This window comes from Aphanothece sacrum FPU1 (assembly GCF_003864295.1).
GTDB classification, from domain to species: domain Bacteria; phylum Cyanobacteriota; class Cyanobacteriia; order Cyanobacteriales; family Microcystaceae; genus Aphanothece_B; species Aphanothece_B sacrum.
On the sequence record NZ_BDQK01000017.1, the window covers coordinates 418,128 to 439,441 of the forward strand.

At 37.6% G+C, this 21,314-nt stretch carries 18 protein-coding genes and 1 riboswitch; of the genes, 8 read left to right on the forward strand and 10 right to left on the reverse strand.

The window, feature by feature from the left end:
- Positions 1-123: 123 nt before the first annotated feature.
- The 4 genes from AsFPU1_RS21965 to murC form a co-directional block, all read right to left on the reverse strand.
- Positions 124-315 (reverse strand): hypothetical protein, encoded by a 192-nt coding sequence (locus AsFPU1_RS21965; protein ID WP_124976235.1) that lies wholly within the window; start codon positions 313-315, stop codon positions 124-126.
- Positions 316-494: 179 nt separating this feature from the next.
- Complete coding sequence (locus AsFPU1_RS21970) at positions 495-824, reverse strand: YbaB/EbfC family nucleoid-associated protein (RefSeq protein WP_124976234.1); 330 nt, start codon at positions 822-824, stop codon at positions 495-497.
- Positions 825-919: 95 nt separating this feature from the next.
- Positions 920-1,858: a UDP-N-acetylmuramate dehydrogenase gene (gene murB / locus AsFPU1_RS21975; RefSeq protein WP_124976233.1), complete on the reverse strand. Its 939-nt coding sequence runs from the start codon at positions 1,856-1,858 to the stop codon at positions 920-922.
- A gap of 119 nt (positions 1,859-1,977) precedes the next feature.
- Positions 1,978-3,387 (reverse strand): UDP-N-acetylmuramate--L-alanine ligase, encoded by a 1,410-nt coding sequence (murC, locus tag AsFPU1_RS21980; RefSeq protein WP_124976232.1) that lies wholly within the window; start codon positions 3,385-3,387, stop codon positions 1,978-1,980.
- A gap of 285 nt (positions 3,388-3,672) precedes the next feature.
- Here murC and AsFPU1_RS21985 point away from each other — a divergent pair, with 285 nt between their 5' ends.
- The 6 genes from AsFPU1_RS21985 to AsFPU1_RS22010 all read left to right on the forward strand — a co-directional run bounded on the left by AsFPU1_RS21985 (position 3,673) and on the right by AsFPU1_RS22010 (position 10,030).
- Positions 3,673-4,686, forward strand: a complete 1,014-nt coding sequence (locus AsFPU1_RS21985; RefSeq protein WP_124976231.1) for a type I glyceraldehyde-3-phosphate dehydrogenase — start codon at positions 3,673-3,675, stop codon at positions 4,684-4,686.
- A gap of 250 nt (positions 4,687-4,936) precedes the next feature.
- Positions 4,937-6,118, forward strand: coding sequence for an amino acid ABC transporter permease (locus AsFPU1_RS21990; protein WP_124976230.1), 1,182 nt, complete (start codon positions 4,937-4,939; stop codon positions 6,116-6,118).
- Positions 6,119-6,237: 119 nt separating this feature from the next.
- A complete protein-coding gene (locus AsFPU1_RS21995; RefSeq protein ID WP_227873572.1) occupies positions 6,238-6,576 on the forward strand; it encodes a DUF4198 domain-containing protein in 339 nt (112 codons plus the stop codon).
- A gap of 23 nt (positions 6,577-6,599) precedes the next feature.
- Positions 6,600-6,767, forward strand: a riboswitch (cobalamin riboswitch).
- A gap of 20 nt (positions 6,768-6,787) precedes the next feature.
- On the forward strand, positions 6,788-7,753 hold the full coding sequence (locus AsFPU1_RS22000; RefSeq protein WP_124976228.1) for a sirohydrochlorin chelatase: 966 nt from the start codon (positions 6,788-6,790) through the stop codon (positions 7,751-7,753).
- A gap of 268 nt (positions 7,754-8,021) precedes the next feature.
- On the forward strand, positions 8,022-8,378 hold the full coding sequence (locus tag AsFPU1_RS22005; RefSeq protein ID WP_124976226.1) for a hypothetical protein: 357 nt from the start codon (positions 8,022-8,024) through the stop codon (positions 8,376-8,378).
- A 35-nt stretch (positions 8,379-8,413) separates the two neighbouring features.
- Entirely contained in the window at positions 8,414-10,030 is a 1,617-nt protein-coding gene (locus tag AsFPU1_RS22010; protein WP_124976224.1) for a CocE/NonD family hydrolase, read from the forward strand.
- A 236-nt stretch (positions 10,031-10,266) separates the two neighbouring features.
- Here AsFPU1_RS22010 and AsFPU1_RS22015 read toward each other — a convergent pair whose 3' ends face one another.
- Positions 10,267-10,740 (reverse strand): YbjN domain-containing protein, encoded by a 474-nt coding sequence (locus tag AsFPU1_RS22015; protein ID WP_124976222.1) that lies wholly within the window; start codon positions 10,738-10,740, stop codon positions 10,267-10,269.
- Between the two features lie 173 nt (positions 10,741-10,913).
- Here AsFPU1_RS22015 and AsFPU1_RS22020 point away from each other — a divergent pair, with 173 nt between their 5' ends.
- Positions 10,914-11,558 (forward strand): TetR/AcrR family transcriptional regulator, encoded by a 645-nt coding sequence (locus tag AsFPU1_RS22020; RefSeq protein WP_124976220.1) that lies wholly within the window; start codon positions 10,914-10,916, stop codon positions 11,556-11,558.
- Between the two features lie 380 nt (positions 11,559-11,938).
- Here the strand turns inward: AsFPU1_RS22020 and AsFPU1_RS22025 are convergent, their stop codons facing one another.
- From AsFPU1_RS22025 to AsFPU1_RS22040, 4 genes are all read right to left on the reverse strand, one after another.
- Positions 11,939-12,556, reverse strand: coding sequence for a Uma2 family endonuclease (locus AsFPU1_RS22025; protein ID WP_124976218.1), 618 nt, complete (start codon positions 12,554-12,556; stop codon positions 11,939-11,941).
- Positions 12,557-12,784: 228 nt separating this feature from the next.
- Entirely contained in the window at positions 12,785-14,515 is a 1,731-nt protein-coding gene (locus AsFPU1_RS22030) for a diflavin flavoprotein (protein ID WP_124976216.1), read from the reverse strand.
- Positions 14,516-14,663: 148 nt separating this feature from the next.
- Positions 14,664-15,206, reverse strand: a complete 543-nt coding sequence (locus tag AsFPU1_RS22035) for a phosphate-starvation-inducible PsiE family protein (protein ID WP_124976214.1) — start codon at positions 15,204-15,206, stop codon at positions 14,664-14,666.
- Between the two features lie 69 nt (positions 15,207-15,275).
- Complete coding sequence (locus AsFPU1_RS22040; RefSeq protein ID WP_124976212.1) at positions 15,276-17,006, reverse strand: diflavin flavoprotein; 1,731 nt, start codon at positions 17,004-17,006, stop codon at positions 15,276-15,278.
- A 478-nt stretch (positions 17,007-17,484) separates the two neighbouring features.
- On the opposite strand from AsFPU1_RS22040, the gene lgt reads away from it, so the two are divergent.
- A complete protein-coding gene (gene lgt / locus AsFPU1_RS22045; RefSeq protein ID WP_124976210.1) occupies positions 17,485-18,339 on the forward strand; it encodes a prolipoprotein diacylglyceryl transferase in 855 nt (284 codons plus the stop codon).
- A gap of 271 nt (positions 18,340-18,610) precedes the next feature.
- Here the strand turns inward: lgt and AsFPU1_RS22050 are convergent, their stop codons facing one another.
- A complete protein-coding gene (locus AsFPU1_RS22050) occupies positions 18,611-21,100 on the reverse strand; it encodes a phospholipid carrier-dependent glycosyltransferase (protein ID WP_227873616.1) in 2,490 nt (829 codons plus the stop codon).
- Positions 21,101-21,314 lie beyond the last annotated feature (214 nt).

Here is a 21,314-nt window from a genome sequence, read left to right on the forward strand (position 1 = left end):
TTTCTTTTTTTATATCAGTAGCCCAGGCAATTAGGACATTTTTAAAAGCTCAAACAAGGACGATGACAAAGGTTTGACTGTTGCCTACTGCCTTCTGCTATATCTTAAATTTATGCTAAAAATTTAATTATCGAGGGTCATTTCAGAAGATTTATTTAAAGGCAAAAATTCAGACTCTTGATTTTGCAAAGATTCTATCCATTCGTTAAGCAAATCATCCCCCCAAAGTGAAACCATACGAGTTAGATAATAACTATAATTATCTTCGGGAAAATTATCAATATTTGGATAAGCTAGGGTCAATAATTCTAACATGATTTTCAATCAGATTGTTATTTAGCATCGGATGTATCTAATATGCTTTATTAGTTCATCTTCTTCAGTGATGGAAATCCTATTTAAATCGTGATTTTAATCATAATGTGTAGGGGTCAAACACAGGCAAGATGCTTGTGCCACCTTGACCCCTACCAATAGATTTAGAGTTTAGTCCCTTACATCCCAGGAAGATTTAAACCACTGGTGAGTTCTTCCATTTTTGAGCGCATGGTATCAGTAGACTCAACATAAGCAGCTTTCATCGCTTCTGTTACCAAATTAGCCAAAGACTCAGCACCTTTTTCTAAAGCTTCTGGGGCAATAGTAACGCCACGAGGTTCTTGGTTGCCACTCATAACCACTTTGACCAGTCCATCCTCGCTACTACCCTCAATCTCCATTTGTTCTAATTCTTCTTGAAGTTTTTGCGCCCCAGCTTGAACCTGTTGCGCCTTTTGAAAAGCTTCTTGAAGTTCTTTAATTTTTCCTAATCCAAATCCTGCCATAAGTCTTTAATGGTATTTTTAATGATAATTAACCAGAGTCTCACAAGAAGACTCCATTTGTTAATCTTAATCTTTCTTTGTCCTTTGTTACCATTTTAGAGAACAGAAAACTCCCCAAGAATTTTAACTTCAGGCTCTAATAAAACAGACCAACGGGACTCTACTTGTTCCTGAACATGATGAATTAGCCGAAAAATGTCTTCAGCCGTTGCCTGACCACAATTAAGAATAAAATTAGCATGACGTTGAGACACTTCCGCATCTCCAAGACGATAACCTTTAAGTCCTAATTCTTCAATTAACCAACCGGCCGCATGGGGAGTGGGATTACGAAAAACACTGCCACAACTAGGCTTATCATAGGGTTGAGAACTTTTACGCTGTTGTAAATTATTCTGGGTGGTAGCCATCACTTCTTCCCTAGTAAACCCAGGTTGCAGTTGAAACGTTGCTTCAATCACCAAACGTTGATCTCCTTGTAAGGCAGAAGTACGATAACTGTAATTGAGTTGTTCTGGGGTCAAAGTTGCTACGGTTCCATTGGGAGAGACAACCAGCGCACTGACTAAACAATCAGCCGCAGATTGATTGTGAGCCCCGGCATTCATCACCACCGCACCGCCAACGGTTCCAGGGATACCTACAGCCCATTCTAAGCCACGCCAACCCAGTTTAGCTACTTGCCAAGCTACCTTTGCTATGGGTTCCCCTGCCGCCACTGTAATGCGTGCTGAGTCCATATCCACTTGCCGATGACGTAAATGGCGGGTACTCAAAACCAATCCATCAATACCGCGATCGCTAATCAGTAGATTAGAACCAGCCCCTAAGAGCATCAGAGGTAAATCTTGTTGTTGAAACCAGTCGAAGGTAGCTTGTAAATCTTCCCAAGTGCGGGGGGCCGCATACCATTCGGCTTTTCCTCCCACCCGATAGGAAGTATGGGAGGCTAGAGAAACATTAGGATAAATATGGTAATCACTGGCACACAGTTGGATAGGAGACAATGGGGGGCAGGATAAACTTAGGCTCATGGGCTTAATGACAAGTAGGAGAGGTCAACTGAAAGGGAGGACTGATAATCAAGAGAATTGTTTCCCAAGTTTTCGCTTAAAACTCGGAAAATTTTCCTTGGTTTAACGTAATATTGCCATTAAGAAGGATCGTAACTGGCTATTACTTGGGGGATAATTTGATTGAGATTACCCGCTCCCAGAAACAGAACTAAATCCCCTGATTGGAGAATTTCTGGCAATAATTGGGTTAAACTCGATAAATCGGGTTCGTAAATGACTTGAGAGTGATGTTGTTTAACTGCTTCGGCCACATCTTGACCTTGGAGATGAGAAATATTAGCTTCTCCGGCACTATAAATGTCCGTTAAGATGACCAAATCGGCCGCTTTGAAGGACGTAGCAAAATCCTCTAAAAAGGTCATAGTGCGAGTATAACGATGAGGCTGGAAGATAGCTACGACACGAGAGGAAGACTCAGAGCCTAATTTTGAACGAGCGGCTGAGAGAGTGGCTTGGATTTCGCTGGGATGGTGAGCATAATCATCAATAAAAGTAATTCCGTTACATTCTCCCCGAAACTCAAAGCGTCGTTTTGCTCCTTCAAATGACTCTAACCCTTGGGCAATGACATCAAACTCCAGTCCTAGCTTACGTCCAACCGCGATCGCAGCTAAGGCATTACTAACATTATGTTCTCCAGGAATGGTTAGGTGCATTTGACCTAAATACTGGCCCCATTCCCAAACATCGGCTGTTGTACCATTGACATCATAGGTAATATTTTTAACGGTATAATCAGCTTGTTTAGCAGGATCAAGACTGTAAGTAATCGTAGGATTTAATTGAGTGCTGATCCGTTCACAATCTAGACATCCCACTAGAATGTCACATTGAGACTCAAACACCTGAAAAATTTTCACCACATCTTCCAAACTTTCATAGTGATCAGGGTGATCGAGTTCAATATTAGTCACTACTCCAATATTAGGCCAATGTTTAGTTAACGAACCATCGGACTCATCTGCTTCAGCTACCAAATAATCCCCATTACCTAAACGGGCGTTTCCATCCCAGGCGGTCACTTCTCCTCCCACAATGATAGTAGGATCGAGTCCCCCCACCAACAGTACATAACCGATTAAACTGCTGGTGGTGGTTTTACCATGAGTACCAGCTACACCAATACTTTTATAATCTTTAATTAAAGCCGCCAAAACATCAGAACGGTGAAAAACCGGACAGCCTTTTTCTACGGCCGCCGTATATTCTGAATTATTTTGAGCGATGGCCGTTGAACAAATAACTTGAGGTAAAGGATCAGTACAAATTCCATCAAGAGGCTGAAAAAATTCTAAATTAGTTGGTTCTTGGCGGCTAAAGATGTGAGTTCCCACCGCTTCTAATCGTTCTGTAATATGACTTGACCGTAAATCGGAACCAGAGACTCGAATCTGACGCTTGGCTAGGACATAGGCCAAGGCTGACATTCCGATTCCGCCGATACCAATGAAATGGAAAGGTCTTCCGCTAAAATCTACCGTTTTCACCGTTGCATCTCCTCACACACCACACTATTTAGAGTAAAACGTTTTAGTGAACTGTCCCGACGCTGACGCAAGCGTACAGCGAAAATGGGCTTCTTATTCAACAGATATTGATTACGGGTTATGATATCAAAAACTGACCCGTTAATCATTAAGATAGGCCCATTTGCTTAAATAGGCAAAAAAAAATTATGGTTTGGGTATTAATAATTTTCAGTCTTTAGGGTATGATTGGGGTCATTAATAATGTTTTAATTGATTTAAGTAAGACACAGAGGGCAAGAAGCAGTGATTAGAGTAGCAATCAATGGGTTTGGGCGTATTGGACGTAATTTTTTACGGTGCTGGTTAGGACGGGAAAATAGTCAGTTGGATTTAGTAGGGATTAATGATACCTCTGATCCAGCAACTAATGCCCACCTGTTGAAATATGATTCGATGCTCGGCAAATTAAATGCTGACATCCAGGCAGACGAAAATTCCCTGATTGTTAATGGCAAAACCATCAAGTGTGTTTCTGATCGTAACCCCTTAAACTTGCCTTGGGCGGAGTGGGGCGTTGATTTGATCATTGAAGCTACTGGGGTTTTTATTACGGATGAAGGGGCTTCTAAACATATCTTGGCTGGGGCCAAGAAAGTCTTGATCACCGCTCCTGGTAAGGGTGCTAATATAGGTACTTTCGTTGTTGGTGTTAACCACGAAGACTACGATCACGACAAATTCAACATTATCAGTAATGCTAGTTGTACCACCAACTGTTTAGCTCCTGTGGTTAAAGTCCTGCATGAGAACTTCGGTATCATTAAAGGTACTATGACCACTACTCACAGTTATACTGGAGATCAACGTATTCTCGATGCTAGTCACAGAGATTTACGTCGGGCGCGGGCGGCGGCGGTTAATATTGTTCCTACTTCTACCGGTGCTGCTAAAGCGGTTGCTTTGGTTATTCCTGAAATGAAAGGCAAATTAAATGGAATCGCTATGCGGGTTCCTACTCCTAATGTTTCTGTCGTAGATTTAGTAGTGCAAGTTGAAAAAAGCACTATTGCTGAACAAGTCAATGAAGTGTTAAAAGAGGCGGCTGAAGGAAAAATGAAGGGTATTCTTGAATACAATGATTTACCTTTAGTTTCTTCTGACTATCGCGGAACTGATTCTTCTTCTATCATTGATGCTAGTCTCACCTTGGTTATGGGTGGGGATATGGTTAAAGTGATTGCTTGGTATGACAACGAATGGGGTTATTCTCAACGGGTTGTTGACTTAGCTGAAGTTGTTGCTCAAAAGTGGAAATAATCGACTTAGTGCGGTAAATTATCTATACCTGAAACTTATCCCCCGTACTTTAAATCGGGGGTTTTTTTCAACAATGAACAATAGACATCTCCAAAAACAAAGATTTCACTGCGATGCTACAAGGGTTTGAGGTTAATTTCTGGAGATGTCTAATGGACAATGGATAATGGATAATTCATAATTCATAATGGACAATGGATAATTCATAATTCATAATGGATAATTCATAATTCATAATTCATAATTCATAATGTCTGTTTCTCTACCTCCTATTGTTCAAATTAGTCCTATACGTTGGATATACAAAAATCTATTTAGCACTTGGTATAACAGTCTTTTAACAGTTATTAGTCTGTTATTTGTATATTGGATAAGTTCAACTTTTTTGATTTGGGCCTTTACTCTAGCTCAATGGGGAGTCATTGGCGCAAATTTACGCTTATTTTTTGTTGGTCAATATCCCGTCGAATTATTATGGCGAACTTGGACAACTTTGGCGATTATTATGGGTTTAGGAGGTTTATCTTGGGGTCTATTAATTCGTAGTCAACCTCTATTTAATCTTATTAATTTAACCATTTTAGGAATTTTAGCAGCTTTGTCTATTTTTGTCGCTATTCCTGTCGGTATTCTGGCCACTCTTAAACTGCTAGGAATGCTAATTTTATTAGTTTTTATAGCATTTTTTGCACAAAAATTAGGTGAAAAAATTCCCACTCTAGTCACTTGGTTATCATTAATTTGGTTATCAAGTTTTTTTATTATTCTCTGGTTATTAGAAGGCGGATTATTTTTACGAACAGTTAGATTAGATGAATTTAGCGGCTTAATGCTTACGCTTTTAGTCTCTGTTGTCAGTATTGTTTTATCCTTTCCTTTTGGGGTTTTATTAGCATTAGGAAGACAAAGTTCTTTACCCGTAATTCGTTGGTTATCTATTGCTTATATTGAATTAATCCGCGCTTTACCTTTAATTGGTATTTTGTTTATGGCTCAAGTCATGTTACCTTTGATTTTACCCGAAGGAGTGCGTCTAGAAAGGGTTGTAAGAGCGATGGCTGGTGTTACTTTATTTAGTGCAGCTTACTTAGCAGAAAATGTGCGCGGGGGGTTACAATCCGTTCCTAAAGGACAAATAGAAGCAGCTAAAGCTTTAGGTTTAAATAGTGTTTTTGTTTTGACTTTTATCGTTTTACCCCAAGCATTAAAAGCAGTTATTCCTAGCATTGTGGGACATTTTATTAGTTTATTTAAAGATACTTCCTTATTAGCTATTGTGGGATTAGTAGATTTATTAGGAATATCTCAATCGATTTTAGGTAATCCTAAATTTATCGGTCGTTATGCCGAAGTTTATTTATTCATAGCAATTATTTATTGGGTATTTTGTTATTCTATGTCTTGGGTAAGTCGTCAGTTAGAAAAAACATAAAATAACGGTTCTACTTTACTCTTAAACCCGCGTAGGCGGGTTTTGTGTTTATAGCTTAACCCTTAAGGGTTTAAGTTTATTATTTTGGTTTTGAGTAGGTGGGAATAAATATAGAAATTATGGCACTACAAAATCCTTTTAGCTTAAAAGAAGGCGATATTTTACCGATTCAAGTATTGTTCCAAGGGACATTAATTAATAATCCCTTAGTTGAATATTTAGGGCAAACAATTAGTGTTAGTAATAATGGAATAGCATTGATTCCCATTGGTGCATCAGGATTGCAAGTTATTGAAGCAAGTTATACTGATCCTAACTCCAACAATCCACCGATTTCTTATGCAGCAACCTTGACCGCACAATCAGTTCTCGAACCCCAATCTTTAGGATTATTAACAGCAACAACGGCCTTAGGAATCAGTCAAATTTTGAATCGTCGAATGAAAAAGAAAGCTTAACAATTGCTATCGTCAATAATCAGTAAAATGGAAAGAATCAAGGGTTCTGATGGGGAACAGCCATCAGAGGTAACGGGGAAAACTCGGTGTAAGTCCGATACTGTCCCGCAACTGTGATTTTAAGATCAGTTATGAATCTTTTAATAACTGAGTGAAAGAGTCAGGATGCCCACCCTATTGTTAACTGTTGTCACTCATCTGCGAGGTATAGATGATCACTCAAGCGTTTGCTTCCCCAACAGGGGAAATATTGCCCCCATTGCCCCTAAAACGACCTCTATTGATGATTGGTCATGGAACTAGGGATCTCGATGGTAAACAAGCTTTTCTCGATTTTGTTGAAGCTTATCAAGCTTTAGATACGTCTCGTCCGGTTATTCCCTGCTTCTTAGAATTAACAGAACCTTTGATACAAGAAGGGATTAAAGAATGTGTCGCTGCAGGTTTTACAGAAATGACGGCCCTACCCATACTATTATTTGCGGCCCGTCATACGAAATTTGATGTCACCAATGCTTTAGATCACGCTAAACAACATTATCCCGGACTAAAGTTCCATTATGGACGACATTTTGGCAATACACCTCTGCTATTAGACCTTTGGCGATCGCGTTTAGCACAACTAGACACAGTAACCATCCCACCGGAAGATACAGTATTATTAATTGTGGGTAGAGGTTCGAGTGATCCCGATGCTAATAGTGATGTCTATAAATTTTCACGTTTGTTGTGGGAAGGAAGTCATTATCGCACAGTAGAAACCTGTTTTATTGGTATTACTCATCCCCGTTTAGAAGAAGGGTTTGAACGGGCCCGACTTTATCAACCAAAACGCATTATTGTGTTGCCTCATTTCTTGTTTACGGGGGCCTTAGTTAAGAAGATTTTTGAGATTTCAGCCCAACAACAAGGGCAGTATCCAGACATTGAATTGATTAATTTGCCTGAAATTGGTTTTACCTCTGAACTGTTTTCTATTGTACGAGAACGGGAAATTGAAAGTCAACTGGGACAAACTCAGATGAATTGTGAAATGTGTAAATTCCGTCTCGTATCAGCTTCTGAGAATCATTCTCATGATCATCACCATCATCATGATCACCCTCATTCTCATGAACCGGAAGATCCCTATGCCAATGTAGACAAATATCATCGAAAAATTTGGCAAGTTCCTTAAGGATAAGGAGACTTTTGTCGGGGTAATTCATGAATTACCTCTGTAGGTTGGGTTGAGGAACGAAACCCAACTTACAATCTATGATCTAACTTGATTTTTAAATTCATAGATAAATAATTGAGTATTGAATAATTTGTGAAACTGCCATCTTGCCTGTTATTTTTCATTAAAGATTATATTTTATTAATTAACCCGATTTGGTGTTGACGAAAACCCCCACTCAAGGTAGATAATAAAAGCAGCGTAATATTTTTTTAATAATCAGGCCATGAACTCCTCTTTTCTCCCACCCGAAGATTTACCCCCTCCCGTCCCCATTGACTATCCTTTACGACGCAAACTCGATGAAGTCGTCAGTAAATATTTTTACCAAACCTGCGATAGTCACACACAACGAGTATTATCTCAATGTGGATGGTATCTAACCACTTGTAACACCGCTTTAACCTTAGTAATTATTTGTCCAGATTCTCGCAGTAATTGGGAAGTTTTACAATATCTTCCCTCCTGTGGTAAATACTTAAAAGAATTTGCAAATCTTGCCAAAATTCGAGTATATCCCGCACCAGGAGAAGGAACTGCTATGGAAGTTTGGGCAGGAGGACAAATCGCTTATCAAAATTAGTTTAAGCTAGAGATTAAACTAACAATTAAATAGGAATGTTAAGCGTTAAACAAGAAACCCTATCAATGGTAACACGGGACGGAATTCGCCTGGATGCGGATATTTATTGTCCTGATAGTTCTGAATCTTTTCCTGTCTTGTTGATGCGGCAACCTTACGGAAGAAAAATTGCTTCAACAGTAGTTTATGCTCATCCTATTTGGTATGCTTCCCAAGGGTATATTGTAGTTATTCAAGATGTACGGGGACGGGGAACATCTGAAGGAGAATTTGAACTTTTTACCGATGAAATAGAAGATGGATTAGATACTATTAATTGGGTTTCTCAACTTCCAAAAAGTACAGGAAAAGTGGGAATGTATGGTTTTTCCTATCAAGGGATGACCCAATTATATGCAGCTTCTGGTAATCATAAAGCCTTAAAAACAATTTGTCCTGCTATGATCGCTTATGATTTATACAGCGATTGGGCCTATGAAAATGGGGCTTTTTGTTTACAAGGAAATCTAGGATGGGCGATTCAACTAGCGGCAGAAACTGCTAGATTACAGGGGGATACTATCGCCTTTCAAAAATTATATCAGGCCTCTCGTAATTTACCTTTATATGATCCCATTCCTGCTAATCCAAATCTTTTACGAGAAGTAGCGCAAAATTCCTTTTATCATGATTGGTTAAATCATCCCTATCCTGATGATTATTGGGGAAATTTATCTCCTAAAAATCTCCTGCAAATGACCGATTTACCCATGTTACATATTGGAGGATGGTTTGATACTTATTTACGAGGTACACTCAATCTTTATAAGGCAATGGTAAGTCGGAGTCAATTTCCTCAACATTTGATGATTGGCCCTTGGGGTCATCTTCCTTGGAGTCAAAAAGTTGGCTCTATTAATTATAGCAAAGAAGCGATTAGTTATGTCGATAAATATCAAATTCAATGGTTTGATTATTTTCTAAAAAACAAAAAAACTACCTTGATAAATTCTCCTTCTGTTAGCTTATTTGAAATGGGAACTAATCAATGGAGATATTTTGATTCATTTCCTAATAATCTTCATAATTCTTATTATTTATTTAGCCAAGGATTGGCTAGTATTAGAGAAGATGACGGACAATTAATAGAGTCTCCCCCAATAGAATCAAGTAGAGATATTATCGTTCATGACCCTTGGCGACCTGTTCCATCTTTAGGAGGTCATGCTAGTATACCATCAGGATCATTTGACCGTTCTGATATTGATTGCCGTTCCGATGTTTTAACTTATACATCTGAACCGTTAAGGGAATATTTATCAATTATTGGTGAAATTTTTCTTGAGTTATATTGTACGGCTGATACTCCAAGTTTTGACTTATGTGCAGTGTTATCTCAAGTTTATCCTGATGGGAGAGTTTATAATTTTACTCAAGGATATATTCGGGTTGACTCTGATGAAGTTCCTATTAAAATTCCTTTGCAAGCAACTTGTATAAGAATTGAGGCAGGAAATTGTTTAAGATTAAGTTTAAGTGGTGCTTTTTTTCCGGCTTATCCTATCAATACAGGAACAGAAAAATTGCCTAATGAAGAGCGATTAATTGATGCTACAATTATTACATTAACGGTCAATTGTGGCGGTAATAAATCTTCTCAAATTATACTATAAATTATGGTTCTATCGGACAAGTTATGCTAAATTATTACAAATGATAGACCTTAATTCTTAAGAGTTAAGCTATACAAACAAAGGTTGCCTACGCAACCTAGAATGGCTGTCCGCGCAGGCGGACTTAGTCTTTATAGGATCAGACATAAGGTCTGTCATTAATTATTAATTAGTAGGGGCATAATTATCTATTATGCCCCTCAACAAATTAGAACTTAAAATAACTCTTGACTAATTTAAGTTCCTCCAAATGTTTCTTTAAGAATTTCATCATTATCATCAGCAATCGTCGCTACTAAAGTAATGGCGCGAGAAATTTCTCCAGGAGATAAATCAGCAACCGTTCGTTGAGTTAATACTACTACTTTGTCTTGCATAATACCGAAACAAGTTTCAAAAGTTTCTCCCCAGTTCATTTCTAGTAATTTTCGCATTAACCCCAGTTGATCTTTAGCAGGTAATTGTAATACTGGGGCCCAAACTGTTAATAAATCTTCGTCAGTTTCTCCTGTCAGTTGAACAAAGGTTTCCACACTGCCATAATGAAACTTCCAGACATATCCTTGTTCATCATGCTGAACCATTGCAGTGTCATTTTGTTGTAAACTACCAATGACGGTTTCTATCACCTCTTGATGGGTGCTATTTGTTTGGATAAAGTCATCAGGTAGAGGAGTTTCTATTGCCATTTCAGTGATTGAATTTGTCATAGTTTTTAGTTAATTATAGTTAATCCTGAGTAATTTAATGACGACTTAGAGGTTATTCTGTTATTATTATCCGTTTTAATGGTATCTGATAGGACAAAATTTTATTAAGTTTGTCGTCAGTTAGTCTCAGGTTAAGGGAAAATAACTCTAGCACTTGCCGTTAATTAAACATTATGCAAAGTTTTCGTGAGCGATTTTCCCCTGAAACTTCTTCTTGTTCAGTCACAGAGGAAGATACGCGATCGCGCATTTTACAAGCAGCTTTGCGTCTGTTTGCGGCTAAGGGTTATGATGGCACAACTACGAAGGATTTAGCAACGGCGGCTAAAGTAGCAGAAGGTACGTTATTTTGCTATTTTCCCAATAAAAAAGCCATTTTGGTTGAGGTAGCAACCACAGGTTGGGTAGACATTTTAACGGACTTACTGACAGAATTGAGTGAAATGGGAAGTTATAAGGCTATAGCGCAAGTAATGCGGCGGCGTATGCTGCGAATGCGAGAAAATAGCGATTTATTGCGGGTTTGTTTTATTGAGACTCAATTTCATCTAGATTTAAAAGAACGGATTCAATCAGAAGTTATTGCTAAAATGACGGATGTAGCAGAGGCTTTTTTTGAAACGGCCATGGAAAGAGGCATTTATCGTCCCATGAACCCGAAAATTGTCGCTCAAGTATTTTTAGGAATGTTTGCGATCGCGGGATTTTCTTCTGAGACAGTTATTGATCCTCATGCGTCTCCCCAAGCATTACAAGAGATGGCCGAAGGTATTGCGGATATTTTCCTCTATGGAGTTTTGTCTGGTGAGTCTAAATAATCGGAGAGATTAAAGCTATAGCATTACCCGAAAAGTTTAAGTAGGGGTCAACGGCCGTTGACCCCTACATGGCAAGGTTTCGCCGGATAACAAATGTCCTAACTTTAATGCGTAATGCTAAGTAACCTGAGTTCGATATAACTGAAATAGCCAAAACCTTTGTCCAGCTTGGCTTAAGAGGTTTCATTATCGGGTTGTTTCTGCTGCTTATTAAGAATATTCTCAATAAAGAATCAATAAAGCCCGCGATCGCGGGCTTTTTGTCATTAACTGAAACTAATTGATAATAGTAAATTTAGACTATTCTGCTTATAAGTATTCTTAGATATAAGTTTCAGATGTTCGCTTTATGTCGAACTCAGGTTTATAACATATCCGAATCAAATTAAAACTTGAAAAATTTGATTTGGGGTGAGATTTAATTCAGGAAAAATCTGAGAAATAAGCTGATCTTTATCTCGAAACTTACTGATCTGATATTCTCCATCAACCAAGTTGCAAACAGAGATTGTGGGTTGTTTGGGATTACCAATAAAATTACGTCCACCCAAAGCTGCATAATCTATAATCCAATATTCAAGAATCCCCATTTCCTCATAAGCAGCAAATTTTAAGTGGTAATCATCACGCCAGTTAGTTGAGACTACTTCAATCACCAAGGGGATGGATAAACCATCACTAAGGATGGATTTTTTTTTCCATAATTTTTCGTTAACTAGATTAGCGCGGTTTACCACTAATACATCTGGAAAATAACCAGAATTTTGGCTATCAGGTTTAATAATAGTTTGGTTGGGAATCAAATAAGGAAGGTCTAATTTGTCAATCATTACACTAAGTTTAATTGTCAAAAATCCTTTAACTTCTTCGTGTTCTCCTACTGGTTGTGCCATTTCAATAATATTTCCATTATGTAGTTCGTAACGAACCCCAGAATTTTCAGGAAGCCAATCGACAAATTCCTCGAAGGTAACAACTTTTGGTGAGGTTTGGATCATTGTTTTAAAACTTGCTGACGATAAAAAAATTAATTAGTAGTCGGACATAAATAAACAATACTATGTTAAGAAATGTAACTAGGTTGTAACCCCTCTCCGGCGCTCCGGCGCTCCGGCGCTCCCCTGCTCACTTCACCGTAACGTTTATTTTTGTCCAGTTACTTTGTAGGGGTCAAACACGCCGCAAGATGCTGCGTTCCACATTGACCCCTAGCATATTTATTAATATTAACGGCCCGATTTTCGATGTTGAATCGCTGTTACTCCTTCTGCTTCTAATACATCTCCTTGATTAACAATTCCATAAATTAACCAATGATCTCCTGCTTCAATTCTTTGCTGTACTGTACATTCTAAATAAGCTAAAGCATCGGTTAAAATACAACAGCCATTATCAGCCATTTTGGTATTAACCTGATTCAAAGGATTCTCCACAGTAGGATCAGTAAAATGTCGTCTAATATTTCTTCCTTCTTTGAGGATATTTAAGACAAAAGATTCCCCTAATTCTAAATCAGAATTATTGCCTTGTTCTTGACTAATTGCTATCATTAATCCAGGAGGATTAAATGTAGCTTGAGATACCCAAGAAGTCAAAAACCCGTTATGGGTTCCGTTTTGATGAGTAGTCAGAATACAAATAGACCCGATAACTCGTCCTACGGCTTGTTCTGTGCGGTCAATGTGAGTCTCGGTTAATCCTTGACGGTTAATACGTTGTTTTTGCTTTTTCTTGAGAGTTTGGGCGAATTCTGACCCCGCTTGTTGACATTCTTGTAAAGCAGTTTCATCAGGAGTAAACCGGATACGCAAGGGGTTAAAGCCAAAACGATAGTTTGCATCCCGTAATTTGCCTGAAATCAAGTCAATAGCTTCACCACTCCAACCATAGGAACCAAATACGCCCGCTAACTTCGTTTTAGACGCGCTGGCTAAAACTATTCCTAAGGCGGTTTGTATTTGTACAGGTGCATGACCTCCCAAAGTAGGTGATCCCATGATAAACCCGTCGCACTCCTCTACTGTGCGTGCGATCGCATCAGGTTCAACAACTTCACAGTTTAGCAAGTCCACCCCAACCCCATTATCAATCAATCCTTGGGCGATCGCATTAGCTAAAATGGCGGTGTTACCATAAGCCGACGCATACAACAGGGCAACTTTGAGGGTTTGGCTTTTTTGTTGTTGACACCATTGACGATAATCATAGGTAAAGCGACTGAGACTATAACGTACGATGAAACCATGACCAGGGGCGTAATATTTAGCGGAAAATGCTTCGATTTTGTCTAAAATAAGCCCTACTTGTTTAGCTTGGGCAGCGTGGAGACAGTCAAAATAGTAGCGGCGATCGCTGTCTAATTGTTTCCAGTCATCATCAAACACATTATCATGACACAGATGCACCCCAAATAGTTTATCAGTATAGAGGATGCGGGCTTGAGGGTCATAAGTCAAGAGTCCATCGGCCCAACGAGGAGTCGGAACCAAAAGAAACTGTAACTGATGCCCTTGTCCTAAGTCTAGGGTATCCTCAGAACGCACTACACGGATTTGGGATTCCCAATGAGGAAAACTGACTTTTATAGCATTTGCGGCTGGTTTAGAGCAAATTAGGGTCACTTGAGGACATTTTTCTAAGATGACCTTGAGGGTGGCTATGCGGTTAGGATTAACATGGCCTAAAATCAAGTAATCTAATTGACTTAAATCCAGATGTTGTTGTAATTCTTCGATAAAAATGTTAGTAAATGACTCCCCTGGAGGATCAATTAAGGCAGTTTTATCAGCTTTAATTAAGTAAGAATTAGCTGTTGTTCCCTTTTCTAAAGCGTATTCTACTTCAAATTTTAGGCGATCCCAAGTACGAGAACGAAATATGGTCGTATTGGTTGCCAAAGTAGCAATTTGAACATCACGGGGACGAGTATTTATGGGGTTTAAAGTGGGTGTAGACATGATTTTTTCCTGTAATAATTTATAGAAGTCTCAATCATCATTTATTCTAAGTAGGTGGTAATAAATAAACGAATGGCGGTAGTAACAGTTAACTGATAACTGATAACTGTTAACTGAAATGACCACCTACTTACATTCCTAAAGCAATTTATTCAATCAATGAGGAAGAATGGACATAAGAATTTTTGGATTCACCAACGGTTTGTTTTAAGCTATTTTTGCGACGTTGAGATACTTGTTCTTCAGGATCAATGTGTTCAAAAGTAGGAGGCAACCAGACACGAATCACCATTAAAACACCCAAAGAAAGTAAAAATGCACAAACTGCTAAAACTTGTGTACCTTGAGTTTCTAAAATGCCTCTAACAATGATTTCTCGTAATACAGAAACTATCGCTACTTCAACAGCAACTCCGATAGAAATGCGCTTTTCTTGTAGGTAAATAATCAACAAACGGAACAATTCAACCCAAATTAACAGGGATAAAATATCGGCTGTGACCACATTAAATTCTACTGGAGGCAGCAAAGACAAGAACATTAACCGAATTTGCAATACCATGAAGCCAAATAGCCCAATACACAAAGAAATCACAATTAAATCTTGCACTAACTCCAATGCTTGTACCACTGGGTTAACATTCAGTAAGCCATTTTTTTCAGGAGGTGACGACTCAATTGATTTATACATTTTTATTCAGTGATAAATGTTGATTTTTGACCGTTCATTGTTAACAGTTAACTATTAACTATTAACTACTTAGTAATGATTTCCCACCTTACGATGATGTACAGCAGTCACTCCCTCTACTTTAGATAAACGTCCTGTTTGCACTGTGCTATAAATAATCCAGTGATCACTAGCTTCCAGGCGACTGGTGACGGTACATTCCAAATAAGCTAAAGCATCGGCTAAAATAGGCGAACCATTGCGAGATTGATGGGTTTTAATGCCAGCAAAGCGATCGCCACCAGGGGGAAACCTTTTGAGAAAATGTTTCATTAACCCCTGATAATTCCCTTCTTCTAAGATATTTAGAACAAAAGTATTATCTACCTGCATTAAAGATTCAATGGCCCGATCTTTAGCCACCGCGATCGCCACTCCCAAGGGTTCTAAACTCGCTTGTGTTACCCAAGAAGCTAACATAGCCCCCGAAACTTCGCCTTTTTGGACAGTAATTAAATATAAACCGCCACTAATGCGCCCTAAAGCCTTTTCTAAACTAGAATCAATGGATTTCATCTGTTTAATAGTGCGATCGCGGGTTAACCACTGTCCTAAATCGGTTCCTGCTTCCTCTGCCAGCTTCTCGGTGGTGGCTGTAGGCGCATTTTTGATTAAAATGGGGGAAAAAGCTTCAGTTAAGCCAATTTCTTGAAATTTATTGCGTAGGGGGTAAATAGGTTCATCTTCTCCCCCACCAGACTCAAATAAACCGATGGCTTGTTTGCCATGAACTGCGGCTAAAATGGTACTCAGGGCAGTTTGAGCGATAGCATTATGTTGAGAAGGCATTCCGATGACTAAACCCTTAGCCTCATGGACAAATTCTCGCGCTTCATGGGGATCAGTCTCACTAAGATTAACTAAATCGACCGTTACTCCTGTTTTAAGGAGTCCTTGGGCAATATCACGCCCAATTTGCTCACTATAGCCATAATCTTCACTATAGAATACTACTACTAGATTATCAGTTTTGGCTTGTTCCTGACTCCATTGTTGATAAGAATTGAGCCATTGAGGAATATGATGGTGAAGTAGGGGGCCATGACCAGTAGCAACGGTTTGGATATCTAAGTTTTGAATGCGTTTGAGGGCAGCTAATACAGAACGAGCATTTGGCCCCATTAAACAATCATAATAATACTGAAAATCTTCTGTGAGTAAATCCGGTTCTTCGTCATAAAGATAGTCATCACAGTAGTGCATTCCAAACACATCACAAGTGTAAAGAATATGAGTTTTTTTATCATAAGTAAAAATGGTATCTGGCCAATGCAAATTAGGGGCAGACACGAATTCTAACTCATGTCCATTGCCTAAATCTAAGGTTTCACCACTTTTAACAATTAAGGAATTAAAGGATTGATGTACCATATTTTCTAGAAATTGGATGGCAACCTTTGAGCCAACAATAGTGACTTGAGGGGCTAAACTTAGCACATTTTTGACTAACCCACTGTGATCTGGTTCAGTATGACTAATAATCAGATAATCGAGGGTAGAAAAATCAATTAAATTGGTTAATGCTTCTAAATACAAAGATTCAAATTTTTGATGAGAAGTATCAACTAAAGCCGTTTTTTCTCCTTGAATTAAGAAAGAATTATAAGTAGTTCCATTTGTTAAATCAAATTCAATATCAAACCGATCTCTATCCCAGTCTAAAGAACGAATTACTGTCGTTTTTTCGGCAATTTCTCTATTTTGTATTGTTAAACGACTGGATACATTAAAATCCTGAGAACGAACATTGAGTGCAACCATATGCTGCTGCCTCCTGTAAATTAAATGGTTATGAATGAATCTCTATGTCACCTATCATGACTTGATTTTAGGTATTTGTAAAATGCCAATTTCTGAAGTGAAGTATAATTATAATTTATAGGTTTGAGGTTTAATGATTAGCATTACCTCTAGAGTCAGTTGATGAATTGACTTGACGGCAGTAAGTACCTACGCAAAATTAATTGCACAGCCTCCGGCGCGGGTTTTGATATAGTCGTAATGCTTAAGTAACAAAGGTAGTAGGGGCGGGTTTATCTGGTTTTTTGGTAATAATCATGGATTTATGTAAAAAACCCGCCCCTACAAATTTTATGTAATTAATTTTGTCTACCTACTTATCTCTAGAATCAATAGGTAGGTGAGGGAACTTGTACTTGAAGAAAACCGTTAAAGTAGAAAGAACCCGTGACAATAAATAATTATCAGTTAATAATTAATCACTCATTAGTAATCGCTTATGTTATTAGCTTTTCAGTTTCAATCTCCTAGCCCGATCTTATTTGAACTTGGGCCAATTGTCATCCGTTGGTATGGATTTTTAATTGCCTCGGCGGTTTTAATTGGGGTCACTTTATCACAATGGTTGGCTAAATATCGTCATGTTAATCCTGATTTAATTGGGGATTTAGTGATTTGGTTAGTCATTGCGGCTATTCCTTGCGCTAGACTTTATTATGTAATTTTTGAATGGCAAGAATACGCCCAACGTCCCGGAGATATTATTGCGATTTGGAAAGGAGGAATTGCCATTCATGGGGCTATTCTGGGAGGAACATTAGCGACCATTATTTTTGCCCGTATTCATAAAACCTCTGTTTGGCAATTAGCGGATTTAGTAGTTCCCTCAGTAGCTTTAGGACAAACTATTGGCAGATGGGGAAACTTTTTTAATTCTGAAGCCTTTGGTTCACCGACTAATTTACCATGGAAACTGTATATTCCCATTAGTAATCGTCCCGTTACCTATCTCAACTATGAATATTTTCATCCGACATTTCTTTATGAATCTATTTGGAATTTCTTAGTTTTTGGCTTACTGTTAGTTTTATTTTTTGCCGGATTAAGATCTGCTAAAAAAATCAAAGTGGGAACTTTAGCATTAGTGTATTTAGTGGCTTATAGTTTCGGCAGATTTTGGATAGAAGGATTAAGGACTGATAGCTTAATGTTAGGGCCGTTAAGAATCGCACAAGTAATTAGTTTAATTATGATGGGGTTAGGTGTTTGGGGATTAATTTGGGTCTATCGGTTAAAGCATTCTTTACCTGATGTAATTAGTCGATCATCTTCCGTTGATTTAGACGAATTTTAAGAAATAGGACTTATACCAATTTAAATGTGTAATAGCTTACCTCAGAAATTGATTATTTCATAGTTTAGAAGTTAGACATTCATCTACACTACTTTATTTTGCTGACAAAAAGGCCCCTGTAACTCAGGGGTCTTTTAATATTTACCTTATATACATCTTAGACCTCAATAATTTAGACCCTGACCACTTAATTTATTTTGAATATCATTCCCTAGAATAAAATAAGTTAATGTTTTTTTGCTCAGTTTTAATTATCATTTAATTTGGTCAGTTAAAGTAAAGGGGACAAGACACGCCAACCTTTAATAAAATTACCTTGCATTATAGCAGAAATTCCGTCTAAATATTGGAATTCTTTAATATTTGATTTAAGTTTTAAGGCTGATTTTATTGCAATTTCTGCGGCTTTTGGTTGCCAATCATAAAGATAAACAAACCCTAGATAACCGTGATGATAAGGGTTATTAGGATCAAGTTTGATGAGTTCTTTTAAAGCAGCGATCGCCCCTTGAGGATTCTCTTGTAATATATAAGATAATACCACCCCATATGTCCAGTCTAATTGATATTGAGTAGATTGGTGAGTTAAACGATAAGTTAATGCTTCTTGTGTTTGTTTTAAATAGTCTTGAATTGGATCATATTGATTTATCCGATCAATTTCATCAAAAATTTTGCCTAACCCGTCTATTCCTTGCCCTAAATTTAAGGAAAGTCCTCTTAATTGACTGTTTAAATCTAGGGGAGGTGCAACAATAGGATAAGCATTAGGATCAAGAGTTAGAGTAATCTTAGGAATGTTAATAGGATAGGTTTTTTGAGTTTGACGATTTAGATAGGTTGCCTTTAATTCGTATTGACCAGGTAACATATTTTTAGGGGGTATCATACTCATTGTTTCAATAAGTTTTACCCCCTTATCATCACCAGACTTATGATATAACATTCCTTGTCCAAACCCATGATCATGTATCCAAAAATTGGTTTTAGTTTTGTCCCCCATTAATTGCCAATCTAATAAGACTATACCTGAGTTTAATTCTGATAAATTGCCTGACCATTCATAAGTTACAGCAACTGGTAAACCTGGGATGGCTTTCTGGGGAATAATAACCTGATCTAATTTAATTTGATCTATAGGTTTAGATAAAGATTCAACCCGAACTGATGGAGTTTTACGTTGATAAAGTTTTAATGTACTTTTATCAGGTAATTCCCAAGCTTTTATAACCTTAAAATTGGGATCATTTTCTAATTTTTTAGCTAAAGCTAATTGAGTATCTCTAGCAAAGCCATTATCTCCAGTTTTGGTGACAAACCAGTCAAAATATTGTTGATCTTGTTGAATATCTTCGGCTTTATTTCCTAATTCTCGTCCATAAATCTGAAAATTAGCTAATTGACCATAATAATTGAGCGTATTATGATTAATTGAATCAGTATTAGCTATAACCCCTAAATTAGCCAGTTGATAGGGTGTTGTTTTTCTGACAGTTTCCATGAGTTCTGTATTAGGAATTTCTGGCCCCATATAGGGACGAAATAATACTCCAGGACTTAAGGATAAGGTTAAATTATCATTGAAAGAAATGGGAAATAAATTAGTAACCATGACCCAGATTGCTACTCCCAATGTTACCCATCTAACAGGTTTATATTTACCTCTCCATAGGGTTAAACAATAGCCTAAAAATATAGCTAATATTGGTAAATAAGACATAATATAACGAGTATCTTTATTAAAGATAGCCGAACAAATTAAGTATGATCCAAGAAAATAAACTCCTAACCATTTAATCCCGGATATGGCTTTTTTACTGTCCACATCCTCATTAATACCTGGAAATCTTCGTAATAAGTGTAATAGTAACCCAACCAGAGGAACAATTAATAATATCCAACCCATTGCTAAAGGTAAATCTTGCCAATAATAAGTCCAAGCTGCTAAGGTATTTAAAGGTGGATCACCTTCATAAGAAGCAGGAATAGCATTAGAATTTTGTACAGTACTAAATAAGTAAATCCAATTAGTTCTATACCAAGGAAACCAAATTAAACTAGAAACAATAAAACTGGTGATTAATTGTAAAATTCTTTCCCATTTTCCTTGCCATAGATAGGTTAATCCTAACCATAATAAAGGAGTTAACAAGAAAAACATTACACTTTGCTTAGTCAGTAATGCTAGTCCCCACACTAAGCCAAAAATTACTGTCCATAACCATTGTTTTTCTTTATATTTCTGGATTTTCCAAAGGGTTAAACAACAAAAACAAGCAATAGTTAAGGTTAGTAAAGTATTATCAATAACAAATTGTAAACGAGTTTGATAGAGACGAGGGATTAAAATTGATAAGGTTGCTCCCCATAACCCAACTTGGGGACTAAAAAGGATTTTTCCTAGGGTATAAACCGATAAAATTAAAATAGCACTGTAAAGTAAATTTGTTAGTAATGCTTGATCGTTACCTACCCCAAATATTTTCTGAAAAATAGCAGCAATAATATAAGTTAAAGGAGGATATTTTGATGATAATTTCCAAAAATTACGCCACCATTCACCGTTTAAAAATTGGGGCGACTCTAACTCATAAACATATTGTAAAGATTTATTAAGATGATTGCTTTGATCCCAAGCAGGCATAGAATGATCTAACATTAACCAGATGCGATCACAAAGATTACTTGCTAACCAAATTAGTCCTAGAATTATCCATACTCGACTTGGGGTTAAAGATAAACTTTTTTTGTTCATGGGCATTGGATTAATGATTCAATTGATTATAATTATGACTATAATTTTATCATCTTGGATAGTCTCTATGTTCTGTGTTTTCCCTGAGCTATTTCATTCTTTTAAATGCCCTAACCCTTTAGGGTTAGGCTATAGGAACAAAGCCCACCTGCGCGGGATATCCGACGAATTATTATTAATATTTGAGCCTGCGTAGGCAGGCTTCGTTAATATAGCTCCA

Bases quoted from the DNA above. Each gene is read 5' to 3' on its own strand.
- AsFPU1_RS21965 (WP_124976235.1), bottom strand. From the start codon at position 315: ATGTTAGAATTATTGACCCTAGCTTATCCAAATATTGATAATTTTCCC.
- AsFPU1_RS21970 (WP_124976234.1), bottom strand. From the start codon at position 824: ATGGCAGGATTTGGATTAGGAAAAATTAAAGAACTTCAAGAAGCTTTT.
- murB (WP_124976233.1), bottom strand. From the start codon at position 1,858: ATGAGCCTAAGTTTATCCTGCCCCCCATTGTCTCCTATCCAACTGTGT.
- AsFPU1_RS21990 (WP_124976230.1), top strand. From the start codon at position 4,937: ATGTCTGTTTCTCTACCTCCTATTGTTCAAATTAGTCCTATACGTTGG.
- AsFPU1_RS21995 (WP_227873572.1), top strand. From the start codon at position 6,238: ATGGCACTACAAAATCCTTTTAGCTTAAAAGAAGGCGATATTTTACCG.
- AsFPU1_RS22000 (WP_124976228.1), top strand. From the start codon at position 6,788: ATGATCACTCAAGCGTTTGCTTCCCCAACAGGGGAAATATTGCCCCCA.
- AsFPU1_RS22005 (WP_124976226.1), top strand. From the start codon at position 8,022: ATGAACTCCTCTTTTCTCCCACCCGAAGATTTACCCCCTCCCGTCCCC.
- AsFPU1_RS22010 (WP_124976224.1), top strand. From the start codon at position 8,414: ATGTTAAGCGTTAAACAAGAAACCCTATCAATGGTAACACGGGACGGA.
- AsFPU1_RS22015 (WP_124976222.1), bottom strand. From the start codon at position 10,740: ATGACAAATTCAATCACTGAAATGGCAATAGAAACTCCTCTACCTGAT.
- AsFPU1_RS22020 (WP_124976220.1), top strand. From the start codon at position 10,914: ATGCAAAGTTTTCGTGAGCGATTTTCCCCTGAAACTTCTTCTTGTTCA.
- AsFPU1_RS22025 (WP_124976218.1), bottom strand. From the start codon at position 12,556: ATGATCCAAACCTCACCAAAAGTTGTTACCTTCGAGGAATTTGTCGAT.
- AsFPU1_RS22030 (WP_124976216.1), bottom strand. From the start codon at position 14,515: ATGTCTACACCCACTTTAAACCCCATAAATACTCGTCCCCGTGATGTT.
- AsFPU1_RS22035 (WP_124976214.1), bottom strand. From the start codon at position 15,206: ATGTATAAATCAATTGAGTCGTCACCTCCTGAAAAAAATGGCTTACTG.
- AsFPU1_RS22040 (WP_124976212.1), bottom strand. From the start codon at position 17,006: ATGGTTGCACTCAATGTTCGTTCTCAGGATTTTAATGTATCCAGTCGT.
- lgt (WP_124976210.1), top strand. From the start codon at position 17,485: ATGTTATTAGCTTTTCAGTTTCAATCTCCTAGCCCGATCTTATTTGAA.
- AsFPU1_RS22050 (WP_227873616.1), bottom strand. From the start codon at position 21,100: ATGCCCATGAACAAAAAAAGTTTATCTTTAACCCCAAGTCGAGTATGG.